Below are 22,445 nucleotides of genomic sequence, written 5' to 3'. Positions count from 1 at the left end.
TTCGAGTAAATGTCAAGATGACGATAAGTGCTATGCTGTGGGTATGTCCGCCAAGGAGAGCCCGCACCATCGGGCAATGAGCAGAACTCGTCATGATGCTGACGACGCGGCTGACGCTGGGGCACAAGCTGAGACCGATTCGGCAGCGATTCCCCGCACTGCCGCCGACATCGCCGTCACCGTGGATGTCGTGGCGCTGACCGTGCGCAGCCAACGCCTGCAGGTGCTGCTGGTCGAACGCATGCTCGACCCGTTTCGAGGATGCTGGGCGCTGCCGGGCGGTTTCGTGCTCGCCGGCGAATCCCTTGAAGACGCCGCGCGACGTGAGCTCGAAGAAGAGACAGGCGTACAGCCGAGTGGGCTGACTGTGCAGACTCCCACCTCTGACGCACCGACAGGTCAGCACGCGAGCGCGCACCTCAGTGGACATGACAGTGGGCGTGCCAACGGACATCTCGAGCAGCTGCGCACCTACGGCCCGCTGCATCGCGACCCACGCGGGCCGGTGCTGTCGGTCGCCTACCTCGCGCTCGCTCCGGCTTTCGATGTGCCGAGCGCGGGCGGCGACGCCGCTGAAGTCGCGTGGCATGATGTGGCGGATGTGCTGGGCGATGACGGCGCTCAGCTGGCTTTCGACCATGCACGGATTCTCGCCGACGGGGTCGAACGTGCGAGAGCGAAGATCGAATACTCCCCCTTGGCGACGGCCTTCTGCCCGCCCGAGTTCACGATCGCCGAGCTGCGCGAGGTGTACGAGGCCGTCTGGGGTGCATCGATCGATGCTCGCAACTTTCATCGCAAGGCGGTCGGAACACCCGGATTTCTTGAGGCAACCGGTTCATCACGCGCGCAGGCAGTGGGCCGCCCGGCCGCCCTCTATCGACTGGCGCCGGGCACCGACGTCACGGATGGTGTGCTGAACCCGCCGCTGATGCGCTCACACTAGTTTTCACCGGTGATCACTCTGATGATCAGGTGCACCAGCAGTTCTTTCTCTCGCGGGTCAGAGTTCGCGACGAGAAGTGTGAGCGCGGCGAGTGCCCCATTGTCAATGATCGCGATGCCTGAATCTCGATACAGCAGCCCATACCCGACGCAAGCTCGTCGGTCGAGCGGCTGAGAATCTGCACGACCTTGCCGAGCTGTTCGAGGCGTTGACGATCAATCGCCACACCGATGAGCAGATAATCCCGCAGTACCAAGGTTGCCCAGCGCCGAAAGCGCACGCCTTCATGAGATTTCACGCGATAGCCAACCGAAATATCCATGTCAAGGTTGCAGAGAGCGACGCTGTAGGTCTTGCCATCTCAGGCAGTTGTTGCAAAATCTGCAACAACTGCCTCGCCTTCGAGTCTGACCTCCAGACGCACCGCGCCGAAAGCGGCTTCACAGAATCTGGATCGAACCGCCTGACACACGGCAGTCGTCGGGTACCGGTAGTCTTGACCCACGTTCAAGAGTTGTGGCTGACAGTACCTGGCTGGCCGCACGGCAACCCGATCCATCTTTCCGGGTGCCCCAGGAGAAGAACGGGCACGTGACAGACGTCGCGCGCAAGCTCTGATGGAAGGCACACCATGTGCAAAGACACCGATTCCCCGAACCTGCCCGGCGACCGCGAGCAGAGCCACCACGACGCCACGCCCCGTGTGGCACGAATCCGACTTGGCGTGCGCTGGTCTCAGGCTCCACTGATCATCGCTGCACGTCTGGATCAGCTCACCGGAGCCGAACTCCTGCGGGTGACGGTGATGAATAGAGACAAAGTGGTCGGGTCGACCGATCTCACCCGCGCTGGCGGAAGCACCGGGCCAGACGAGGCGAGTCCGGCATCCGCCGAATCGCTCAGCAGCCAGTCTGCGCAGGCCTTCATCGACAGGCAGAACGACCGCATCGTCGCACAGATTGAGACGTTGCGCCTCGCAGCGGGGCTTGCGCTCGCCGACGATGGCGAGACCAGAGTTCAGTTTCGCACCCAGCACGCCGTCACCGACGCGTCAGGTGAGCCACAGCTTGATGACGCCGCCACAGAGGCCGACCGGGAGGCCGCACATGCCATGGCCTTCCGCCTTGACCGGAGTGCTCTGGGAGCGCTCATTCGCTTCGACCATCCTGTTCCGCTCAGTCGAGGCATGACTGAGCGCTACGTCACCGAGCACTTTCCCGGTTGGAACTGGCCGCAGATGGACCGGCTGCTGACCATGTCAGACACGAGGTTCATCACCCCGGCGCGACCAACCCACCGCGGCATGGCTATGCCGACGGTGCGTGCGAATGTGCATATGCTGCACTTCAGCGCCGACGACGACTGGGTCGTCGAATGGATGGACGGTGCGGTGACTCGTTCACCACGTCGCGTCATCGACCACGAGCCGCGACTCTGTTGATCGGCCCGTCGGCGCGCTGAGAAGAGGCCATGCGCGGGCAGAGCCGACACCAGACGGACTCTGCCCGCGCGACCTTGCCCGCACGCCACCGCTCAACTATCGTTGCTCCCAGCATCTCTGCGGCACACGGCCGCTGTGAGAAGAGATGAAGCGCAAAGGCATCACGTTGAGGGCATTCGGTTCCAGCATCCATCGCTGACCGACCCCTGCGCCGACTGTCGCGCGGTCTCGTGTCAGCATCCTCTGACACTCTGGAGACCATTTTGCCAACCCAGCACTCCCCTGGTACCTCTACGCCCGCATCCTCCATCGCGCTGCACGACGTGAGCTTCGCCTGGCCCGACGGCCGCAGCATCCTCACGCACGTGACCGCCGCGTTCCCAACCGGCCGCACCGGCCTCATCGGTGACAACGGCGCCGGCAAGTCGACCACTCTCGCGCTGCTCGCCGGCCGCCTGCATCCGACGGATGGCCGAATCACGCGCTCGGGCGTCGTCGCGTGCCTGCCCCAACGGTTCGACCCCGCCCAGACCGTCGCCGAGCTGCTCGGTGTGCGCGCGGTGCTCGACGCGATCGCTGCCGTGGAGCGCGGCGGCGTCGACCCCGAGCTCTTCGAACGCATCGGCGACGACTGGGATGTCGAGGCGCGGGCGAGCGCCGCCCTCGCCGCGGTCGGCGTCGATCTTGGACTCGACCGCACTGTCGACACGCTGTCGGGCGGCGAGGCGATGCTCGCTGCAATCGTCGGCGTGCAGCTCGCGGTACAGCGCTCCCGAGCTGACATCGCGCTGCTCGACGAGCCCACCAACAATCTCGACACCGACGCGCGCCAGCAGGTCTATCGTCTGATCGACGGATGGCGCGGCGCCCTCCTCGTGGTCAGCCACGACCGCCAGCTGCTCGAGCATGTCGATGCGATCGCCGAGCTGCGCGATGGGCGCATCACCCTGTACGGCGGGGCGTTCAGCGCGTACGAGGCTCAGGTCACCAACGAGCAGCAGGCCGCCGAACAGGCGCTGCGGTCGGCCGAGCAGGAGCTGAAGGCCGAACGCCGGCAGCGCACGCAGGCCGAGCAGCGCATCGCGCACTCCGCGCGGCAGGGGCGCAAAGACGCCGTGAATCGCAAGTTCGTCAAAGCCGTGATCAACGACCGGCGCAATTCGGCCGAGAAGTCGCAGGCGGCCCGCCGCGGCACGCTCGACAACCGAGTGGATGCCGCACAGCGTGCCGTCGACGATGCCGAATCTCAGGTGCGCGACAACGAGCGCATTGTGATCGAGCTGCCCGACCCCGACGTGCCGGTGGGCCGCCGCATCGCGTGCCTGACCGGCGCCGACGGGCGTGAGTTCGTGGTGCAGGGCCCGGAGCGCGTCGCCCTCACCGGCCCGAACGGCGTCGGCAAGTCGACGCTGCTGCGTGCGATGCTCTGCGGTCAGGCCGACGTCGCCGCAGCGAAGCCCGGTGGCGCCCTGGCGAAGACGGCGCACGGCAAGCTCTTCGTCGATCACGTCGGATATCTCTCGCAGCAGCTCGCCTCGCTGCACGACGACGAGAGCGTGGTGCAGAACGTGGCACGCTTCGCTCCGGGCTTGGGCGACCGCGAACTGCGCAATCAGCTCGCTCGGCTGCTGCTGCGTGGCCGTATGGCGGATGCTCCGGTCGTCTCGCTCTCCGGCGGCGAGCGTTTCCGTGTGGCATTGGCCCAGGTACTGCTGGCGACTCCGGCGGTGCAGGCGCTGGTGCTCGACGAACCGACGAACAGTCTGGATATGGCGAGTGTCGACCGGCTGGTCGAGGCACTCGACGCATATCGCGGTGCGGTGATCGTGGTGAGCCATGATCGCGCGTTTCTCGAACGCCTGCACCTCGACGTCGAGTTGCGGCTCGATGCCGCAGGCGTCCTGACCCGGTGCTGATGCGCGAGTCACGCAGGTGTCGGGTGCGAGTGCAGCCGTCAGGGCCGCTTCGTCGTTCGCCCGTTCAATCGATCGCCACTCGGTGCGGGCACCCTACGGCGCGCAGCAGTCGTCGTGACGTTCGTCCTCCGTTTCGTCTGCAGCGATCGCAGTCGCCGCCGATGAGGCGCAGCAGGCGTCACCCCGCCATGCCTCGATGCCCTCGCGAACGGCGAACACGGCGATGGCCAGCGCAGCGACCGAATCAGCCCATCCCCAGCCCAGCAGACTGTTCAGCAACAGACCGACCAGCACTGCTGCAGAGAGGTACGTGCAGATGAGAGTCTGCTTCGAATCGGCCACGGCCGAAGCAGACCCGAGTTCCCTGCCGGTGCGCCGTTCGAACCAGCTCAGCACGGGCATCACAACGAGGCTGAGCCCTGCGATGACGATGCCAACCGGCGAGTGCTCCGGCTGCTGCACGCCGAACAGCGTGAGCAGCGCATCTGTCGTGACGTAGAGCGCCAGCCCGAAGAACGAGAACGCGATGACACGCAGAGCGGTACGTTCCCGACGTTCAGGAGTCGGCGAAGCGAACTGCCAGGCGATCGCGGCCGCCGAGAGCACCTCTACGACCGAGTCGAGGCCGAAACCGATCAGTGCGGCCGACGATGCCGCATGACCGGCGAGCAATGCGACCACCGCTTCGATGACATTCCAGACGATGGTTATGGCCACGATGCCTCTGATGCGCCTGCGCAGAACAGCCGAACGTTCGTGAGTCATAAGTGTCGTCACAGCGCTCGCCTGCATTCGTCGATGCAGGGCACACCCTCGTCGACTGCAAGAGTGACGTCGATCAGGGCGTCGAGCGCCACAGAGAGATGGGGGTCGGCTATCTCGTAGCGGGTGCGCCGACCCTCTGGTTCGGCCACCACGATGCCGCAGCCACGCAGACAGGTGAGATGGTTCGAGACGTTTGTTCGGGTGAGCCCCAAGTCGTTCGCCAGGCGAGCCGGATATCCCGGCTTGCGCATTAGCGACAGCAGGATGCGTGACCGTGTGGGATCGGCCATCGCACGTCCCAGCCGATTCATGACTTCAATCCGAGATGCAATGGTCAGCACATGCTGACCATACAGCGAATGCTGACCTGTTGCAATCCTCGTGCTGACACCTGGATTCCGTGTCACAGTGTTGGCGCCGCTGACCACGCCCCAGAGCGGCCGTTCCGACAAGACACCCGCTGCGCAGCAACGGTGTCTGTCCCCACCCCTCGCGTGCGAAGCGCTCAGCCCGTAGGCTGTGCGCATGACCGCCGCAGACGCAGAGAACGGCCCAGACAAAGAGAACGATCCAGACCGCAGCGACCGCGATCTGCAGCAGCGGTTCGCCGCGCTCGTCGGTCAGTTCTCTACTGAAGAGGCCCTGCAACTGCTCAACGAGATCGATGCACCACAGACCGACACCATATTGTCCGAACTCACCGAACAGCGCCCGAGCCTTCGCCGGCCTCGACTTGCGCGACCGGCGATGCTGCGCATCCGCGTTGATCTCGACCTCGACATCGATATCTCGCCCGACGCGACCGTTGCCAACAGTGTCAAGGCATCTTCAGCCATGCAGCCCACACCTCGTGAACGGCAGATCTGGCGCCGTCTCGATCTGCGCAGCGACCTCACGCTCGATCAGGTGCACCAGATTCTGCAGGCCGCGTTCGCCTGGCAAGACACGCATCTGCATCGCTTCGCGCTCGGCGGGTCGCCGCTCAGCCAAGGCGTCGAGCCCTTCATCTGCGAATACGACCTCGAAGAGGGCGACGCCGAAGGCACACCCGAGGCCTCAGTTCACCTCGACGAAGCCCTGCAGCAGCCGGGCGACCGGTTGTTCTACGTCTATGACTACGGTGATCACTGGCAGGTGACGCTGCGTCTCGAGCGTGTCGTCGAACTCTCTGAGACACCGGAGACGTCGACTGCGGATGCCCCTGCCGCGACCTGCGTCGACGGCCGACGGGCCGCCCCGCTTGAGAACACGCGGAGGCTGGTCACGGCGGGTGACCCGTCGGCATTCGCCGAGCGCACCCCAGACCGGTTCTCGGTCGCCGAAGTGATTGCGTCGATCGAGCTGTTGGCAGCTCGACAGCTCGAACACCTGGGCGCCGCGGTGCAGCGACTCGTGCGGCTGGCACCGGCGTCGATCGCCGAAGAGACCCTGCATCGCGCGCAGATCGTCGACGGACTGCTGCGGGCGCACGATGGCGGGGCGGGCGCGGGCGAGGCATCCACCGACGACGCGCAGCGCGACACCATGTTCGCCGCAGCGTTCGCACCGATCATGGCCGTGCTCGACCTGATCGGCGACGACGGGGCCGAGCTCACCGAGGCCGGGCGGTTGCGCCCGCACATCGTGTCGGCCGTCGCGCAGCTGCTGCCCTCGTGCGACGGCTGGCCAGGCAGCGCCACACGCGAGGATTCGACCCCGCCGGTCGCGAACCTGCGCGCACTGCTGCAGCGGCTCGGGCTGCTCTACGTGCGCGGCGGACGGCTTCTGCTGTCGCGCGCCGGTCGCCAGGCCTGCACCGACGCGGCGGTCTTCGTCACCGTGTTGCGCGCACGGCTGGGCGCCGAGACTCTGGACGATCCACGAGAGTTCACCCGGCTGCTCTACCTGCTGCACGTCGCCGCCGAGGGCCGCGAGCCCGAGATGCGTCTGATCGCCGCCGAGATGACCGCGTTCGGCTGGCGCACGGCGAGCGGCGGCGGCGTCGACGAGTCGGCGCTGTATGCCGACGTGAGCAGCTACGTCACCCTGTTCGCCAATCTCGGGGATGTTCGCGAGACCCGAGAGAAGCGACTCGCCTCGCGAGCGGAGCCGGCCGGACACAGCCGCATCTCTCCAACTGCCGCGGCGCTCGCGGCCGAGCTGCTGCGCGGGTGATTTCGGCACTCGCTTTCAGCCGCCGTTGTCACCGGTACCGGGTAAGATGGAGGCTGACGCGCCGATCGAAATGCGGTCGGCAGCTTTTAGGAGTTTTCAGATGACTGAACAGTCTCAGCAGCCCGACCGCAACCTTGCGCTGGAGCTGGTGCGTGCCACTGAGGCCGCGGCGATCCGCGGGTCGGTGTGGGTCGGCCGTGGCCAGAAGAACGAGGCCGACGGGGCCGCTGTCAACGCCATGCGCCAGTTCCTGCACACTGTTGCATTCGACGGCGTCGTGGTGATCGGCGAGGGCGAGAAAGACCGCGCGCCGATGCTCTTCAACGGAGAGCACGTGGGTGACGGCACCGGCGTTCAGGCCGACATCGCAGTCGACCCGATCGACGGCACGACGCAGACCGCGGCTGGCCGCCCCAACGCCGTGTCGATCATGGCCGTCGCCGACCGCGGCAGCATGCTTGACGCCTCGACGGTGTTCTACATGGACAAAATCGTCACCAGCTCGATCGGCGAAGGCGTCGTCTCGCTCGAGATGACCCCAGAAGAGAACATCCGCGAGCTGGCAAAGGCACTCGGCAAGCCCGTCAGCGAGATGACCGTCATCGTGCTCGACCGCCCGCGTCACGAAGAGCTGATCGAGCGCATTCGCTCGGTCGGGGCGAAGACCAACCTGATTCTCGACGGCGACGTCGTCGGCGGCATCAACGCGGCAAGCCCCTGGGGCGACGCCGATATGCTGCTCGGCCGCGGCGGCAGCCCCGAAGGCGTGATCACCGCAGCGGCGATCAAGGCGTTCAAGGGCGTCATGCAGGGGCGTCTGGCGCCGAAGGATGACGCCGAGCGTCAGCGTGGCATCGACGCAGGTCTCGACATCGACAAGATCTACACCGATTCCGAGCTGGTCGCCAGCGACAACACCTACTTCGTCGGCACGGGTGTGACCGACGGCGTGCTGCTGAAGGGTGTGAAGGGGCCGCGCAACGGCTACATCCACACGCAGAGCATCGTGCTGCGCTCGAAGTCGGGCACCGTGCGCTGGATCGAGGCCGATCACCTCGCCTCGAAGTGGGCGTGATCGCTCTGCTCGTTTGAGCCGAGCCGCTGAATTCGATGGGGTCGCCGATTCGTTCGGCGGCCCCATCTCTGTCTCTCACAGATGCCGATCACGCCGCACCCAGGCATGGGAAATGCCGTCGCCACCCATCGAGACATGGGAAATGACCTCAACAACCATCGAGACATGGAACTTGGCATGACTCGATGGGCTGGGACAGCATTTGCCATGGATCGATGCGGGTTTGAAGTGGCAGGACGGGCAAAACGTGTGGTGCAGCGAGCACGAACCGGCCTGGGCAATGAGAAAGTGCACTGAACACAGACCAGCGCGCAAAAGGGATGGTGAACCGGGGCGTGAGCCGGCCTAGGAACTGCGCAAGTGCACTGAACACAGCCCAGAAGAGGCTTCCGGCACCGCGAAATGCCGGAAGCCTCTTGTCTTCTCTGGCCTCAGCTCAATCTGCTCCTGGCTGAGCAGGTGGCGTCAGCGAAGTGTCTTCGTCTGCTTGACGTCGACTGTGCCAGATGCCCTCAGTAACGGGTCAGCCCATGTCAGGCTGCTCACGCCAAGCGCTGCCCGCGCCAGACCGCTCACGCCAGGCACTGCCTACGTCAGGCTGCCTACGCCGAGCAGCCTGCCCGCGCCGGGGTTGCCGCCACTACCCGCCGATCGGCGGGGTCGCAGGGCGCTCGGCAGCGGCTGCCGCACGAGCGGCGGCAGGCAGCACCTCGGCGATGCGATCGATCACGCTCTGGTCATGAGCGGCCGAGACGAACCACGCCTCGAACGCCGACGGCGGTGCCGCGACTCCCCCGTCGAGCAGCGCGTGGAAGAACGGCGCATACCGCCACGTCTCGCTCGCCTTGACTTCGTCGTAGTTCACCAGCGCACCGTCGTGCTCACCGAACGCGATCGAGAACAATGACCCCGCACGCTGGATGCGATGCGCGACGCCGGCAGCGTCCAGCGCCTCGGACACCGCGCCCTGCAGCGCCTCAGAGGCAGCGTTCACTCGTTCGTAGACCGAGGCGTCTGCGAGCCGCAGTGTGGCGAGCCCGCCGGCGATCGCCAGCGGATTGCCTGACAGTGTTCCGGCCTGATACACCGGGCCGAGCGGCGCGAGCAGGTTCATGTACTCTTCTGCGCCGCCCACGGCAGCGATCGGCATGCCGCCGCCGATGACTTTGCCGAAGGTCATCAGGTCGGGACGGTACGGCTCGGCCGCATCGGCGTTCTCGAACCCCCACCATCCGGCGTCGCTCACGCGGAATCCGGTCAGCACCTCGTCGAGCGTCACCAGCGCGCCATGCGCATGAGCGACCTCGATCAGCTCGGCGTTGAAGCCGGGCAGCGGCGGCACGATGCCCATGTTCGCCGCAGCGGCTTCGACGATCACGCCGGCGATCTCGTCACCGCGCTCGGCGAAGAGCGCACGCACGGCCTCGATGTCGTTGTACGGCAGCACGATCGTCTGCGCGCTGACCGCCGCCGTCACACCAGCAGAGGCGGGCAAACCGAACGTCGCGAGACCCGACCCGGCATCCACCAGCAGCGAGTCGCTGTGTCCGTGGTACAGACCGGCGAACTTCACGATGAGGTCGCGGCCGGTTGCCCCGCGCATGAGTCGAATGGCGGTCATGGTCGCCTCGGTGCCAGTCGACACGAAGCGCAGCCGCTCGACAGGGGCGACCCCGCCGCGACGCACACGCTGCGCGACGACCTCGGCCAGCTCTGCCTCGCCTTCGGTCGGAGCGCCGAACGACAGCCCACGAGCTGCGGCGGCCTGCACCGCCGCCACGACCTCAGGCTGCGCGTGGCCGAGCAGCGCCGGCCCCCACGACCCGACGAGGTCGACGAATTCGTTTCCCTCAACGTCGCGCACGTGCGCCCCCGAGGCGCTGGCGATGAAGTTGGGCACGCCGCCGACCGATCCGAAGGCCCGCACCGGCGAGTCGACACCGCCCGGAATGATGCGCCCACTGCGCTCGAACAGTTCTGCGTTCGTAGTCATGTTCTGTGTCACCTCTCGATTGTGATGAAGTCATTTCTGCGGATGCGCCGCTCGCGCCCGTCTGTTGCCCACGTGGTCGTGTGGTCGGCTGCAGCCCGCGCGCAGACCGCGCAGACGGTGCGCACCCGAACCGACTGGGCGCGCAGCGGCAGGGTCACTCCCCGAAGCTGCCGTGTTTCAGACGGTCGGCGACCTCGAGCGCCCAGTAGGTCAGCAGGGCCTCTGCCCCGGCGCGGAAGATGCCGGTGACCGACTCGTCGATCACCCGTTCGCGATCGAGCCAGCCGTTCGCGGCGGCGGCCTCGATCGAAGCGTACTCGCCCGAGACCTGGTAGGCCCAGACCGGCACCGGACTGATCTGCGACACCCGGTAGAGCACGTCGAGGAACGACGCAGCCGGTTTCACCATCACCACGTCGGCCCCCTCGGCGATGTCGAGCTGAGCCTCGCGCACGCCTTCGCGACCGTTCGCGGGATCCTGCTGGTAGGTGCGGCGATCGCCTTTGAGCTGCGAGTCGACGGCCTCACGGAACGGCCCGTAGAACCCGGATGCGTACTTCGCCGCGTAGGCGAGCAGCATGACGTCCTGGTGGCCGTTGGCGTCGAGCACGTCGCGCAGGTAGCCGATCTGGCCGTCCATCATGCCGCTCGGCGCGAGCATGTGCGAACCGGCCTCGGCCTGAGCCAGCGCCATCGCGCCGTAGCGCTCCAGCGTGGCGTCGTTGTCGACGCGACCCTGCGCATCGAGCACGCCGCAGTGGCCGTGGTCGGTGAACTCGTCGAGGCACAGATCGGTCTGGATCACGATCGCATCGCCGACCTCTTCGACCATCGCACGCACGCCGCGCTGCACGATGCCGTCTGCGGCATCCGCCTGCGACCCGACGGCGTCGAGGTGCGCCGGAATGCCGAACAGATTCACGCCGCCGATGCCGGCCTCAGCAGCGCGGGCGGCGATGCGACGCAGCGAGTCGATGGTGTGCTGCTCCTGGCCGGGCAGTGCCGAGATCGGCACCGGCTCGGTGGCGTCTTCGCGCACGAACAGCGGCAGAATCAGCTGCGACGGCTCGATGCGGGTCTCGCGCACCATGCGGCGCACGGCCGGCGACTGGCGCAGACGCCGAGGACGCACACGCGGGAAGGCCGCGAGCGCCGGGGCCCCGGGATCACCGGGAACGTGGGATCCTCCGGCGGGCAGACCCCGGGCAGAGCTGATGTCGTGAGATGTGCTGTCGTTCATGCTGACTCCTCAGTGGTTGTCGTCTGTGATGTCTGTTGTGCGTGCAGGTGCGGCGTGCGCCGACGCAGCGCCGGGTGCGCGCACGTCGGGTGCACGCATGCTGGGTGCACGCGAGATGGTGGTGGCCGCGCCGGTGCGACGGCGGCCGGCGGCGACCTCGGCGAGGGCGTCGAGCAGACCGGGGATGCTGTGCTCGCGCGCCGTCGCCGCGACGTTGAGGCCGAGTGTCTCGGCGTCGTTCGTCGTCTGCTCTCCGATCGAGACGAGCACGGTCTGCGCGGCCGATGCTCCGAACTGGATGGCGACCTGCTGCGCCACCGTGCCGCTGGTGACGAGCACGGCGTCGATCGCTCCGCGGCGCACGTCTTCGATGGCGTGCTGCGACAGTGCGATGCCGATGGTGCGGTAGGCGTCGACGGTGTCGAGCTGCCATCCGAGCGCGCGCAGCCCCCGTTCGAGCGAGTCATGTGCCTGCGCAGAGTGCGGCAGCAGAAGCCGGGCACGAGCGTGGTCAGGTCGTGGAAAGACGTCGAGCAGGCCGTGCGCACTCTGCTTCTGCGGGAGCAGATCTGGGCCGAGGCCGAGCCGCTCCTCCGCAGCTGCGGCCGTCGTGGCGCCCACGCACGCGGTGCTGAAGCGCGGCGTGCCGGCAGACGCTGAGAACGCCAGACCGCAGTCGGCGAGGGCATCGACCGTGCGCTGACTGGTCAGCACAAGCCAGGCGTAGTCTCCCGACTGCAGACGCTCGACCGCATGTTCGAGCTTCGAGGCGTCTGCTGGCGGAATGCTGCGGATCAACGGCGCGACGACCGGCTCCCCTCCCCGAGCGGCGATCTCAGCGGCGATGCGCTCACCGCCTGGCCCTCCGCGAGGCACGAGCACACGCCATCCGCGCAGCCCTGCGCTGGCAGCCTCGTGTGCGTCGGCGCTGACAGCTGCGCTGTCGGTCACTCCGACCTCCGTGCGTCTGCCGCTGCGATGATTCGGGCGGCGCCTTCAGCGATGAGCTGCTGCGCGACGCGTTCGCCCTCCGCAGCGGTCCACGCCTCGATCGCCGCTGCGTCGGCCGCACCAGCTGCACTGAGCTGCCGGGCGCCGTGTGCAGCACCCGCGCCGAGCATCTTCCCGAGTTCGAGAACCTCGTCGACGGCGACGTCGTGCTGCGCGTCATACAGGTCATAGACGCGGGCATGCAGCTCGACCGACCGCAGGTCAGAGGAGACGATCGCGTGCACGCCGACCGGAGCGGCGCATCCGCTGCCGAGACCGCCGAGCACAGCACGCTCGAGCGTCGCAGCAAGACGCGTCGGCGCATGGTCGAGGGTCGCGACCAGGCTGCCTTCTCCCCGCCTCGTCTCGACGGCGAGCACACCCTGCGCCGGTGCGGGAACCCAGGTGTCGACGGGCAGAGCCTCGTGGTGGTGGGCGGCCGCCGAGGGCAGCCGTTCCAGCCCCGCGGCGGCCAGCACGACGCCGTCCAGATCGTCGTAGACCCGACCGATGCGGCTGTCGATGTTGCCGCGGATGTCGACGATCTCGACATCGGGGCGTGCCCGGCGCAGCTGCGCCTGACGACGTGTCGACCCGGTGCCCACCCGAGCACCCTGCACGAGACCGCTCAGGCCCTCACCGCCACGGGTCACGATCACGTCGCGCGAATCAGCTCGCTCGGGCATTGCGGCGATGTCGAGGTGCTGTTCCTGCGCGGTGGGCAGGTCTTTGCACGAGTGCACGACCACGTCGTAGTCGCCGGCGGCGAGCCCCTGCCGCAGGGCGGTCGCGAAGACGCCGACGCCGCCGATCTGCGCAAGCGATGCCTTGGACACATCGCCGTGGGTGACCACCTGCACGAGCTCGACGGAACGTCCGGTCGCCTCTTCGAGCGCGTCGGCGACCAGCTGCGACTGCGCCACCGCCAGTCGAGAGCCTCGTGTGCCGAGACGAATGGTCGTGCCTGTCACTTTGCCACCTCTTCATATGTTGTGTCTGCTGTGCTCGCACCCGATGTGCCGTTTCGAGGGCGCTCGGGGTGAGCCAGCAGTCTCAGTGTCTGTTCACGAGCGTACGGAAGCACCGAAGCGAGGCCGGTTCCCGAACGCCACGACCCGACCACCGCGAGGTCTCGGAGGTTCGCGGCTGCGGCATCCACTCTCTGCCGGATCTCATCAGCCCGAGCACTCGGCTGCACGTTCAGCCAGCGATGCACCGCCGTCGCCGCCACAGCCCGATCGGCGATGTCGACGTCGGTGAGCACGCGCACGTCGCGAACGGCCTGTGCGCACAGCTCGTCGTCGGCCATCGTGCTCGGCTGCCCCGCGCGGCCGTAGCTCAGTCGCAGCACGTGGCGGCCGGGGTGACCCGATGCTGCCGCGTCGGCGATCCAGCGCCATTTGGCCGAGGCGTGGGTCATCGCCTTCGCCTGCACATCAGGCGCATCTGCGGTGACGAGCATCCCGGTGCCGCGCGGTTCGACGTCGAGTCGCGCATCGTCGACGACGAGCGTGACGAGGGCGACTGCCGCAGGATGCGCCCACGGGCCCGCCTCTGAGAGCTCGAGCAGCCGCAGGGCAGGGTCGGCCGTGGTCGCCAGCACGAGCTGGGATGCGGTGTGACATGTCTGTGAGCCGGGATCGCACACACCCGGAGACATCGGCGACCCGCTGCTCGGGCGGTCGCCGACCGCAGCGACCCGCACGCGCCATCCTTCGGCCGTGCGTTCGATGCCGTCGACCTCTCGGTGCAGCAGGATGCGGCCACCGGCCGCGACGATGCGGTCTCGCAGTCGATCGGTCAGCGTGTGCATGCCCCCGACGAGGCCGCGCACAGCAGACCCCGGAGCCCGTTGCGCCTGCAGATGCCGCACCGCGCCGCTGAGCGTTCCGACCTCGACGAGCGCTGAGAGCAGGCCGTGCGCAACCGACTCGGCAGGCATCTCATACGGGTCGCCCGAGTAGATGCCGCCGGCGACCGGCGCCACAAGACGATCGATCACGGCACGCCCCATGCGCGCCTCGACCAATGCGCCGATGGTCGTCGCGCCGGGATCGGTCGCGTCGACGCCCACGGTCGGCGGCAGAGTCAGATCACGTCGAGCAGCACGAGCCCCCTCGGCCCCGATGGCTTCGACGAGCTCGCCGTATGCAGTGCCGTGCTCGTCGAGATCGCCCGGAATGCCCAGCATGCCTGTGCGCGGCAGACGGCTTGCGGCGAAGCGTCCCTGATAGCGGTACCCGACCCACGCACCCACCGGGTTCGGCTCGACCACCCGATCGGCCAGCCCGAGCTCGGCCAGCAGCGGTTCGACCCGCCCCCCGCGGGTCGCGAACGATTCGGTGCCGGCGTCCATCTCAAGGCCTGCGAGCACGTGCGCCGCAACCGGCCCGCCCACGTGGCCTGCCGCCTCGAGCACGGTCACACGTCGCCCGGCCTCAGCCGCCGTCCAGGCGCTGACCAGCCCGGCGATGCCCCCGCCGACGACCAGCAGGTCGGCGTCGAGCTCAGCGTCGCGTTCGTCGGTCACCGCTCGGTCGCCTCCCATGCGTGCACGTGCGCGACGAGGCGCGTGAGCACGTCGGGGTCGGTCGCCGGAGGCACACCGTGACCGAGGTTGAACACATGCCCGGCGGCTCGCTGCCCTGCTCTCAGAATGCGGTCGGCCGCTGCCTCGCGCACGGCGGCCGGGGCGCCCAACAGCGCCGGATCGAGATTGCCCTGCACAGGCACGTCGACGCCCAGACGATCGATCGCGTCGGCGAGTTCGGTGCGATAGTCGACGCCCACCGCGTCAGCGCCCGCATCGCGCAGGTCGCAGAGCAGCTCAGGCCCGGCGAGACCGAAGTGGATGCGCGGCACGCCGCGTCCGTCGGCAGTGCGCAGATCGGCGACGCTGGCGAGCACGCGAGCGGATGCCGGGCGCACATGAGCACGGTAGACGGTCGGTGCCAGCGACCCGACCCACGAGTCGAAGAGCTGCACGGTCGAGGCCCCGGCGAGCACCTGCGCGCGCAGGAACGCCGCCGAGTAGTCGGCCATCTTCATCACGAGACGATCCCAGACCTCGGGTTCGGCGAACATGAGCGTGCGCGCGGCCAGATGGTCTTTCGACGGGCCGCCCTCGACCAGATAGGCAGCGAGAGTGAAGGGCGCACCCGCGAAGCCGATCAGCGGAGTGTCGCCCAGTTCGGCGACGGTGAGCCGCACGGCCTCGGCGATCGGGGCAAGCTGATCGACGGTGAGCTCGGGCAGTGCATCCACATCGGCCGCGGTGCGCACCGGCGAGCCGAAGACGGGACCCCGCCCCGCAACGATGTCGACATCGACCCCGGCAAGCTTCAGCGGAACGACGATGTCAGAGAAGAAGACCGCGGCATCCACATGATGGCGGCGCACCGGCTGCAAAGTGATCTCGGCGGCGAGATCGGGCCGCAGGCAGGAGTCGAGCATTGCGATGCCCTCGCGCACCGAGCGATACTCAGGCAGCGACCGACCCGCCTGTCGCATGAACCACACCGGCACGTGGTCGACCGGCTCGCCCCGCAGAGCGCGCACCAGGGCCGAGTCAGCCGTGGACTTCGGGGGGTTCGATGCCTGAGAAACCGGGTTCAGGGGATGTGCGGCAGAAAGACTCACGACCCCATTCTCGCAAACATCTGACGATTTAGAGAATTGACACCAAACGCCTAGAATGTCAGACGTGCTTCTCTGCGTGTCGTCCAGTCATAAAAACGCGCCGTTCTCCCTGCTCGAGGGACTTTCCGGCGCCGCTGACGCTGCGCGCACCCTCACGTCTCGAAACGAGTTCTTCAGTGGCGCCGTCGTCGTCGCCACCTGCAACCGCTTCGAGGCGTACCTCGATGTGCGCCAGCCCGAAGGGTCCGATCCCCGTCTCGCGGTGGTGGCCGCCTGGCAGGCGGTCTGTGGGCACACCGGTGTCGAATACGAAGACCTGAAGACCGGCAGTGCGGTCTATGTCGGCGATGCCGCCGCCCAGCATCTGTTCTCGGTGACTGCCGGGCTCGAGTCGCTGGTCGTCGGAGAGACAGAGATCTCTGGCCAAGTCGCCAACGCGCTCGAACACGCTCGCGAGATCGGCACCACGACCTCTGACCTTGAGCGGCTGTTCCAGACCGCAGCGAAGACCTCGCGCGATGTGAAGAATCAGACCAAGCTCGGCCGCATGGGCCGTTCGATCGTGCAGCTGGCGCTCGACCTCAGCGACAGCCGCATCGTGGACTGGTCGAAGCTGCGCGTGCTGCTGGTCGGCACCGGGCAGTACGCACGCGTCACCGTCGCCGCGCTGAAGACCCGCGGGGTCACAGACATCGCCGTGCACTCGGCCCGCGGCCGCGCCGAGCACTTCGCCGAGATGCGCGAACTGCGCGCGGTGAAGCCAGAGCGCCTCACGCACGAGCTCGCCTGCGCCGACCTGATCGTCACCTGCACGACGTCGCCGCACACGGTGATCGACGCCGCACTCCTGCGCGCCAGCCGCACCGAGGCCGCCCACACCGGGGTGTCGCGGGCCGCCGTCGAGGCGACAGGCAGCGACGCGAACGCCACGGGGTGCCCTTTCGATCACAGCTCCGTCGGTTCGGTCGCAGCAGTGCCGAACCTGCCCGCGCGCCAGCTCGTCATCGACCTCGGTATGCCGCGCAACGTGGCCGTCGACGTCACCGACCTGCCCGAGGTGGAGCTGCTCGATCTCGAGACGATCAAGCTGCATGCGCCGCTGAGCGAGCTGAGATCGAGCGACGACGCACGTTCGCTCGTCGACGAGGCTGCACAGAGCTTCCACCAGCAGCGCAATCAGCAGCGTGTGGGCCGCGGCCTCGCCCAGCTGAAGGCGATGTTCTTCGACAAGCTCGATGCCGAGATCGAACGGTCACGACGCCATGAGCCGAGCCAGGCGAACACTGAGAAGGCCCTGCACCACTTAGTCGGGGTGCTGCTGAACACGTCGATGCAGCGTTCGCGCGACCTGGCGGCCGAAGATCGTCCGCACGATTTCGTCGATGCGCTCGAAGCGCTCTACGGCATCCAGGTCGACATGCCTGACGAAGACGCCGAGACCTGCGGACGCTGCCCGATCGCGCATGAGCTGTTGGGGCCGCACACGCATCGTGCCGATGACGATGGCTCGCTGCGCTCGGTGAGCTGAGTCGGCAGAAGGCGACCTGCAGACCGCCGCACCTCACAGTGCAGCGCGCACCGGGTTCGTGAGTTCGCCGATGCCCGTGGCCGCGACTGTCACGGTGTCTCCGGGCACGATCGGCCGCACGCCCGCAGGCGTTCCCGTCAGAATCACATCGCCCGGCAGAAGAGTGAACGCCTGGCTGATAAACTCCAGCAGGGTCGGCACATCGAAGATGAAGTCTTTCGTCTCGCCCGACTGCGCCGCCTCGCCGTTGATCGACGACGTCACCGTCACTGCCGCCGGATCCAGCTCGGTCTCGATCACGGGACCCAGCGGGCAGAACGTGTCCATTCCCTTTGCACGAGCCCACTGCCCGTCGCCCTGCTGCAGCGTGCGCGCGCTGACGTCGTTGCCCAGTGTGTAGCCGAACACCGCCTTCTGCCAGTGCTCGCGTGGCAGGTTCTTCACGACCTTGCCGATCACGATCGCCAGCTCTGCCTCGGGCTCGACGGTTCCGGCGAACTCCGGAATCACGATCGGGTCGCCCGGGCCGACCACCGAGGTGTTCGGCTTGAAGAAGAGCAGCGGATGCGTCGGCACCGCGTTGCCCTTCTCGGCCGCGTGCGCAGCATAGTTGCGTCCCACCGCGATGACCTTCGAGCGAGGGATGACCGGGGCGAGCAGGTGCGCCTCGGCAAGCGGAACGCGATCGCCCGTCGTGTCGTAGCCGGCGAACATCGGGTCTCCGCTGAGGACGACGATTTCGTCCCCGTCAATGATTCCGAATGCCGGGTCAGCGCCTTCGTGGCTGAAACGTGCGATCTTCATGCTTCACTCCATTGGTCAAGTCAGGCGGCGACACCTGCGCAGTTCGCACGAGTGCCGCCGCCTTCGGATGAGGGACTGACTCTTGAACGGCTCAGGCCAGACGCGTCAGCCAGCCGCGCTTGTCTTCGACGCGGCCGAACTGGATGTCAGTGAGTGCCTTGCGCAGACCCGAAGTGATCTTGCCAGCGGTCTCGGCCGGGGCTGCGATCGTGAAGTCCGGGCTGCGCAGCTCGGCGAGCGGGTTGATGACCGCTGCGGTGCCGCAGGCGAAGATCTCGGTGATCTCGCCCGAAGCCACGCCGTCGCGCCACCAGTCGAGCGACACCGAGGTCTCTTCGGTCTTCAGGCCGAACTCCTCTTCGGCGAGCTGCAGCACCGACTCGCGAGTCACACCGTGCAGAATCGATCCGGTGAGCTTCGGCGTGACCAGGCGGCCGTCCTTGGTCACGAACATGATGTTCATGCCGCCCAGCTCGTCGACGTTGGTGTGCGTCTCGGCGTCGAGGAAGAGCACCTGCGAGCAGCCATTGCGGTAGGCCTCTTCCTGTGGCTCCAGGCTGGCGGCGTAGTTGCCGCCGCACTTGGCCTCGCCCGTGCCGCCCAGGGCCGCGCGCGAGAAGTCGGTCGACAGCCAGATGTTGACAGGCTTGACGCCGTCTTTGAAGTACGGCCCCGCCGGGCTGGCGATCAGCACGTACTTGACCTCATGCGCCGAGTGCACGCCGAGGAACACCTCGGTGGCGATCATGAACGGGCGCAGATACAGGCTCTTCTCGCCCTCAGCGTCGGGCACCCAGTCGGCGTCGACCTCGACGAGCTCTTTCAGCGACTGCACGAAGGTGTCGACCGGCAGCTGCGGCAGCGCCAGGCGCTCGGCCGAGCGCTGAAAGCGGTGGGCGTTGCGGTCGGGACGGAACGTCCACACGCTGCCGTCGTCGTGGCGAAACCCTTTCAGTCCCTCGAAGATCTCCTGCGCATAGTGGAAGACGCTCGCCGCCGGATCGACCGACAGTGGCCCGTACGGCAGCACCTGCGCATCATGCCAGCCCTTGTCCTGGCTGTAGTCGATGGTGACCATATGATCCGAGAAGTTCACGCCGAACCCCGGATCTTTCAGAATCTCGCTGCGCTTCGCCGCATCGGTGGGGTTCGTGGTCAGGTGCTTCGCGAAAGTCATCGCGTTCGTCTCGGTCATTTCGTCCTTCCTCAGAGAGGTCTACAGAGTTCTTGTCGTGGTGCAGCTGCCAGCTCGGGGATGGTGGAGCGCGGGGCGCACATGGGGCGCGATCGTGTCGCGCGAGGCGGCCTCGACGCCGCGCTCTCTATCGTACCGCGCATGACGCCAGGCCGCGGTACGCTCGCCCAGATCAGTCGAACCGAGGCCTCGCGGTGTGGTCAGGCGCGCAGTCGCGCGACGATCGCGTCGCCGATCTCGGCAGTCGAACGCACCGCATCCGCCCGCGACGCGGTGTCGGCCCGTACCGCCTCGACGATGCGAGCGGCCGACTCGGCATGCCCCTGCGTCTGCAGCATGAGGGCGACTGACAGGATCGCTGCGGTCGGGTCGGCCTTCTGCTGGTCGGCGATGTCGGGCGCAGAGCCGTGAATGGGTTCGAACATGCTGGGTGCGGTGCCGTCGGCGTTGATGTTGGCCGACGCCGCCAGCCCGATGCCGCCGGTGACCGCGGCAGCGAGGTCGGTGAGGATGTCGCCGAACAGGTTGTCGGTGACGATCACGTCGAAGCGGGCGGGGTCGGTCGTCAGGAAGATCGTGGCAGCATCGACGTGCAGATAGTCGTGGGTCACGTCGGGGAAATCGGCGGCGATCTCGTCGACCAGACGCTGCCACATGCCGCCGGCGTTCACGAGCACGTTCTTCTTGTGCACGAGCGTGACGTGATGACGCGGGCGCTTCGCCGCCGTCTCGAACGCGTAGCGGATCACCCGTGCCGCACCGAACGCCGTGTTCACCGAGACCTCGGTGGCGACCTCGTGCTCCGTGCCCACCCGGAGCGCTCCCCCGTTGCCCGTGTAGAGCCCCTCTGTGCCCTCGCGCACGACCACGAAGTCGATGTCACCGGGGCTCGAGAGCGGCGAGCGCACACCCGGGAAGAGCTCGACCGGGCGCAGGTTGACGTACTGGTCGAACGCGAAGCGCAGCCTGAGCAGCAGGCCGCGCTCGAGCACGCCGGCGGGCACACGGCGCGGATCGCCGACGGCACCGAGCAGCAGTGCGTCGTGCTGACGCAGTTCGTCCAGAGTCTCGTCGGAGAGCACCTCGCCGGTGCGCTCATAGCGGCGTGCACCCAGATCGTAGTCAGTCGTGGCGAAGGCGAACCCGTCTGCGGCGGCGACCGCGGTGAGCACTTTGAGCCCCTCGGCGACCACCTCTGGCCCGATGCCGTCACCGGCGATGACTCCGAGATCGATCTGTGTGCTCACCGTTTCCTCCTCAGCATTGACCCGCGAACAGGGCGCTGCAGCGCCTCCGGGCATGACGTGTTCCAGCCTAGCGGCAGCGCAGGTACAGTGTCAGAAAAGACAGATCACTGAATCGGCGCGCGACGCGCGGGTTCGCACACGAGGAGTCACCATGGTCGAGCAGATCACCCCGCAGCAGGCACTTGAACGGCAGCAGGCCGGCGCCGTCATTCTCGATGTGCGCGAGACCGACGAATTCGCTGCTGGCCATGCGACGGGCGCGGTGAACATCCCGCTCTCCGAGCTGCAGTCACGTCTGGGCGACGTGCCCGACGCCGACGATCTGCTGGTCATCTGTCAGGCCGGCGGACGCTCACAGCAGGCCGCGCTCTGGCTCGATCAGCAGGGCGTCACCGCCGCGAACGTCAGCGGCGGCACATTCGCCTGGGCCTCAGAGGGCCTGCCCGTCGACTGAGCGAGGCTCACCTCAGCCGCTTCGGCTCAGTCGCCGAAGAGCAGGTGCGAGAGCACGATGTCGTTGACCTGCGGGTTGGCCATCACCAGCTGCTGCACCGAGATCATGATCAGCGGCACGATCGCCCACCCGGTCGCATAGGCCAGCAGACGACGCCACCAGGTCATCCCACGAGTGATCCACCACGACGCGGCCAGCAGCGCGAGCGGCACGACGAGGCCGACCAGCAGCAGCGTCCATCTGACCCAGCCGAGCCCGCCGAAGACGGCCTGCCAGCCGGTGTCTGAGTTCGCGAATGCGAACGCGAACGCCTGCCACACCGGGTAGGCGAAGAGCACCGCCGCCAGCACGCCCCAGAGTGCGTCTGAGACGCGGATGCTCAAACCGCCCGGCTGTTCGGCTGCGGCCCCAGCATGATCGGCGTTCGACTGCCCGCCGAGCCGCTGGACGTCATCGCCGAGCACAGCGGTGTCGACGTGGTCAGTGCTGCTGCGGTTCATGCTCGCACCACTCGTCTCGTTCAGTTCGTCGCCGGTGTTCACTGTGCGCCTCCGTTGCTCGCGGTGATCAGTGTGATGATCCAGGGCCACGGTGCCAGCAGCACCAGCCCCAGCACCAGCCAGAGCGTCTGCCAGTACCAGCGGCGGCCGCGCACGAAGAAGAAGGCGAACACGACCCACAGAGCGGGCCCGGCGAGCCCCAGCAGCATCTGCGCGCGGTCGATGCCGTCGAGCAGAGGCTGCGGCGGGGTCGAGAGGCGCTTGAGCAGAATCGTCACCCACGAGATCGTGTAGACGAGAAAGACGCCGAGAATCGCGCCATACCCGACGAGCACGCCGGAGGGCAGCTGGTCGATCGCAGCGAGTGCGCTGCGGTCTTCTTCGACCACCGGCACCTCGTCATAGGCTGTCGATCGGCCTCCCGGGACGACGGCCGACGTATCGAGCCGGTCTGACTCCCAGACGAGCGCCTCGTCGTCGGTGCCGTCGCGTTCTTTGTCACCCATGCTGTCAGGCCTCGCCATCTCCGGTTGTGCGAACGTCATCTTGTCGGGCGTG

Annotated in this window: 20 protein-coding genes, 1 pseudogene and 1 riboswitch; of the genes and pseudogenes, 7 read left to right on the top strand and 14 right to left on the bottom strand. The window is 67.4% G+C overall.

What is annotated here, in order from left to right; translation table 11 throughout:
- Positions 1 to 76 precede the first annotated feature (76 nt).
- Complete coding sequence (locus tag F8O06_RS03400; RefSeq protein WP_158037437.1) at positions 77 to 946, top strand: NUDIX hydrolase; 870 nt, start codon at positions 77 to 79, stop codon at positions 944 to 946.
- A 25-nt stretch (positions 947 to 971) separates the two neighbouring features.
- Here F8O06_RS03400 and rhuM read toward each other — a convergent pair.
- Positions 972 to 1,289: pseudogene (gene rhuM, locus F8O06_RS12340) on the bottom strand (RhuM family protein); the annotation flags it as partial.
- Positions 1,290 to 1,451: 162 nt separating this feature from the next.
- A riboswitch (SAM riboswitch) is annotated at positions 1,452 to 1,566 on the top strand.
- Positions 1,567 to 1,577: 11 nt separating this feature from the next.
- Between rhuM and F8O06_RS03390 the strand changes: the two are divergent.
- Both F8O06_RS03390 and F8O06_RS03385 read left to right on the top strand, forming a co-directional pair.
- On the top strand, positions 1,578 to 2,387 hold the full coding sequence (locus F8O06_RS03390; RefSeq protein WP_158037436.1) for a hypothetical protein: 810 nt from the start codon (positions 1,578 to 1,580) through the stop codon (positions 2,385 to 2,387).
- 263 nt (positions 2,388 to 2,650) lie between these two features.
- Positions 2,651 to 4,303 carry an ABC-F family ATP-binding cassette domain-containing protein gene (locus F8O06_RS03385; protein WP_158037434.1) on the top strand — a complete coding sequence of 551 codons (1,653 nt, stop codon included), beginning with the start codon at positions 2,651 to 2,653 and terminating at the stop codon, positions 4,301 to 4,303.
- A 93-nt stretch (positions 4,304 to 4,396) separates the two neighbouring features.
- Here the strand turns inward: F8O06_RS03385 and F8O06_RS03380 are convergent, their stop codons facing one another.
- Both F8O06_RS03380 and cmtR read right to left on the bottom strand, forming a co-directional pair.
- The gene (locus F8O06_RS03380; protein WP_158037432.1) at positions 4,397 to 5,095 is read right to left on the bottom strand and encodes a cation transporter; all 699 of its coding nucleotides are present in this window, start codon (positions 5,093 to 5,095) and stop codon (positions 4,397 to 4,399) included.
- Positions 5,077 to 5,409 (bottom strand): Cd(II)/Pb(II)-sensing metalloregulatory transcriptional regulator CmtR, encoded by a 333-nt coding sequence (gene cmtR, locus F8O06_RS03375; protein ID WP_158037431.1) that lies wholly within the window; start codon positions 5,407 to 5,409, stop codon positions 5,077 to 5,079. Before cmtR ends, F8O06_RS03380 begins: the two co-directional genes overlap by 19 nt.
- 184 nt (positions 5,410 to 5,593) lie before the next feature.
- Here cmtR and F8O06_RS03370 point away from each other — a divergent pair, with 184 nt between their 5' ends.
- Together F8O06_RS03370 and glpX are read left to right on the top strand one after the other, a co-directional pair.
- Positions 5,594 to 7,222, top strand: a complete 1,629-nt coding sequence (locus F8O06_RS03370) for a plasmid pRiA4b ORF-3 family protein (protein ID WP_158037430.1) — start codon at positions 5,594 to 5,596, stop codon at positions 7,220 to 7,222.
- 100 nt (positions 7,223 to 7,322) lie between these two features.
- Positions 7,323 to 8,297 (top strand): class II fructose-bisphosphatase, encoded by a 975-nt coding sequence (glpX, locus tag F8O06_RS03365; RefSeq protein WP_192496746.1) that lies wholly within the window; start codon positions 7,323 to 7,325, stop codon positions 8,295 to 8,297.
- 640 nt (positions 8,298 to 8,937) lie between these two features.
- Here glpX and hemL read toward each other — a convergent pair.
- The 6 genes from hemL to hemE form a co-directional block, all read right to left on the bottom strand.
- Complete coding sequence (gene hemL / locus F8O06_RS03360) at positions 8,938 to 10,290, bottom strand: glutamate-1-semialdehyde 2,1-aminomutase (protein ID WP_158037429.1); 1,353 nt, start codon at positions 10,288 to 10,290, stop codon at positions 8,938 to 8,940.
- A gap of 154 nt (positions 10,291 to 10,444) precedes the next feature.
- Positions 10,445 to 11,530 carry a porphobilinogen synthase gene (hemB, locus tag F8O06_RS03355; RefSeq protein WP_158037428.1) on the bottom strand — a complete coding sequence of 362 codons (1,086 nt, stop codon included), beginning with the start codon at positions 11,528 to 11,530 and terminating at the stop codon, positions 10,445 to 10,447.
- A gap of 9 nt (positions 11,531 to 11,539) precedes the next feature.
- A complete protein-coding gene (locus tag F8O06_RS03350) occupies positions 11,540 to 12,481 on the bottom strand; it encodes a uroporphyrinogen-III synthase (protein ID WP_158037427.1) in 942 nt (313 codons plus the stop codon).
- Positions 12,478 to 13,491, bottom strand: coding sequence for a hydroxymethylbilane synthase (gene hemC, locus F8O06_RS03345; protein WP_158037426.1), 1,014 nt, complete (start codon positions 13,489 to 13,491; stop codon positions 12,478 to 12,480). The genes F8O06_RS03350 and hemC overlap by 4 nt, the downstream gene beginning before the upstream one ends.
- On the bottom strand, positions 13,488 to 15,050 hold the full coding sequence (locus F8O06_RS03340) for a protoporphyrinogen/coproporphyrinogen oxidase (protein ID WP_192496816.1): 1,563 nt from the start codon (positions 15,048 to 15,050) through the stop codon (positions 13,488 to 13,490). Before F8O06_RS03340 ends, hemC begins: the two co-directional genes overlap by 4 nt.
- Positions 15,047 to 16,159, bottom strand: coding sequence for a uroporphyrinogen decarboxylase (gene hemE, locus F8O06_RS03335; protein ID WP_158037424.1), 1,113 nt, complete (start codon positions 16,157 to 16,159; stop codon positions 15,047 to 15,049). Before hemE ends, F8O06_RS03340 begins: the two co-directional genes overlap by 4 nt.
- Positions 16,160 to 16,223: 64 nt before the next feature.
- On the opposite strand from hemE, the gene F8O06_RS03330 reads away from it, so the two are divergent.
- The gene (locus F8O06_RS03330; protein WP_158037423.1) at positions 16,224 to 17,687 is read left to right on the top strand and encodes a glutamyl-tRNA reductase; all 1,464 of its coding nucleotides are present in this window, start codon (positions 16,224 to 16,226) and stop codon (positions 17,685 to 17,687) included.
- A gap of 33 nt (positions 17,688 to 17,720) precedes the next feature.
- Here F8O06_RS03330 and F8O06_RS03325 read toward each other — a convergent pair whose 3' ends face one another.
- The 3 genes from F8O06_RS03325 to F8O06_RS03315 all read right to left on the bottom strand — a co-directional run bounded on the left by F8O06_RS03325 (position 17,721) and on the right by F8O06_RS03315 (position 20,933).
- On the bottom strand, positions 17,721 to 18,491 hold the full coding sequence (locus F8O06_RS03325; RefSeq protein WP_158037422.1) for a fumarylacetoacetate hydrolase family protein: 771 nt from the start codon (positions 18,489 to 18,491) through the stop codon (positions 17,721 to 17,723).
- Between the two features lie 91 nt (positions 18,492 to 18,582).
- Positions 18,583 to 19,686, bottom strand: coding sequence for a branched-chain amino acid aminotransferase (locus tag F8O06_RS03320; RefSeq protein ID WP_225732976.1), 1,104 nt, complete (start codon positions 19,684 to 19,686; stop codon positions 18,583 to 18,585).
- A gap of 200 nt (positions 19,687 to 19,886) precedes the next feature.
- Complete coding sequence (locus F8O06_RS03315) at positions 19,887 to 20,933, bottom strand: 3-isopropylmalate dehydrogenase (RefSeq protein ID WP_225733352.1); 1,047 nt, start codon at positions 20,931 to 20,933, stop codon at positions 19,887 to 19,889.
- A 151-nt stretch (positions 20,934 to 21,084) separates the two neighbouring features.
- On the opposite strand from F8O06_RS03315, the gene F8O06_RS03310 reads away from it, so the two are divergent.
- Positions 21,085 to 21,387, top strand: coding sequence for a rhodanese-like domain-containing protein (locus F8O06_RS03310; RefSeq protein WP_158037420.1), 303 nt, complete (start codon positions 21,085 to 21,087; stop codon positions 21,385 to 21,387).
- 26 nt (positions 21,388 to 21,413) lie between these two features.
- On the opposite strand, the gene F8O06_RS03305 is transcribed toward F8O06_RS03310, so the two are convergent.
- The gene (locus F8O06_RS03305; protein ID WP_158037419.1) at positions 21,414 to 21,929 is read right to left on the bottom strand and encodes a hypothetical protein; all 516 of its coding nucleotides are present in this window, start codon (positions 21,927 to 21,929) and stop codon (positions 21,414 to 21,416) included.
- Positions 21,926 to 22,393 (bottom strand): hypothetical protein, encoded by a 468-nt coding sequence (locus F8O06_RS03300; protein WP_158037418.1) that lies wholly within the window; start codon positions 22,391 to 22,393, stop codon positions 21,926 to 21,928. Before F8O06_RS03300 ends, F8O06_RS03305 begins: the two co-directional genes overlap by 4 nt.
- Positions 22,394 to 22,445 lie beyond the last annotated feature (52 nt).

Source organism: Pseudoclavibacter sp. CFCC 14310, assembly GCF_008831165.1.
Lineage (GTDB): Bacteria > Actinomycetota > Actinomycetes > Actinomycetales > Microbacteriaceae > Pseudoclavibacter_A.
Note: the sequence above shows the minus strand (reverse complement) of the source record. Positions and strands in the feature narration are given on the sequence as shown.

What these genes read in the sequence shown, in the direction of transcription:
- F8O06_RS03390 (WP_158037436.1), top strand. Translation starts at nt 1,578, where the DNA reads ATGTGCAAAGACACCGATTCCCCGAACCTGCCCGGCGACCGCGAGCAG.
- F8O06_RS03310 (WP_158037420.1), top strand. Translation starts at nt 21,085, where the DNA reads ATGGTCGAGCAGATCACCCCGCAGCAGGCACTTGAACGGCAGCAGGCC.
- hemB (WP_158037428.1), bottom strand. Translation starts at nt 11,530, where the DNA reads ATGAACGACAGCACATCTCACGACATCAGCTCTGCCCGGGGTCTGCCC.
- F8O06_RS03400 (WP_158037437.1), top strand. Translation starts at nt 77, where the DNA reads ATGAGCAGAACTCGTCATGATGCTGACGACGCGGCTGACGCTGGGGCA.
- F8O06_RS03320 (WP_225732976.1), bottom strand. Translation starts at nt 19,686, where the DNA reads ATGACCGAGACGAACGCGATGACTTTCGCGAAGCACCTGACCACGAAC.
- F8O06_RS03300 (WP_158037418.1), bottom strand. Translation starts at nt 22,393, where the DNA reads ATGGGTGACAAAGAACGCGACGGCACCGACGACGAGGCGCTCGTCTGG.
- glpX (WP_192496746.1), top strand. Translation starts at nt 7,323, where the DNA reads ATGACTGAACAGTCTCAGCAGCCCGACCGCAACCTTGCGCTGGAGCTG.
- F8O06_RS03370 (WP_158037430.1), top strand. Translation starts at nt 5,594, where the DNA reads ATGACCGCCGCAGACGCAGAGAACGGCCCAGACAAAGAGAACGATCCA.
- F8O06_RS03325 (WP_158037422.1), bottom strand. Translation starts at nt 18,491, where the DNA reads ATGAAGATCGCACGTTTCAGCCACGAAGGCGCTGACCCGGCATTCGGA.
- F8O06_RS03380 (WP_158037432.1), bottom strand. Translation starts at nt 5,095, where the DNA reads ATGCAGGCGAGCGCTGTGACGACACTTATGACTCACGAACGTTCGGCT.
- hemL (WP_158037429.1), bottom strand. Translation starts at nt 10,290, where the DNA reads ATGACTACGAACGCAGAACTGTTCGAGCGCAGTGGGCGCATCATTCCG.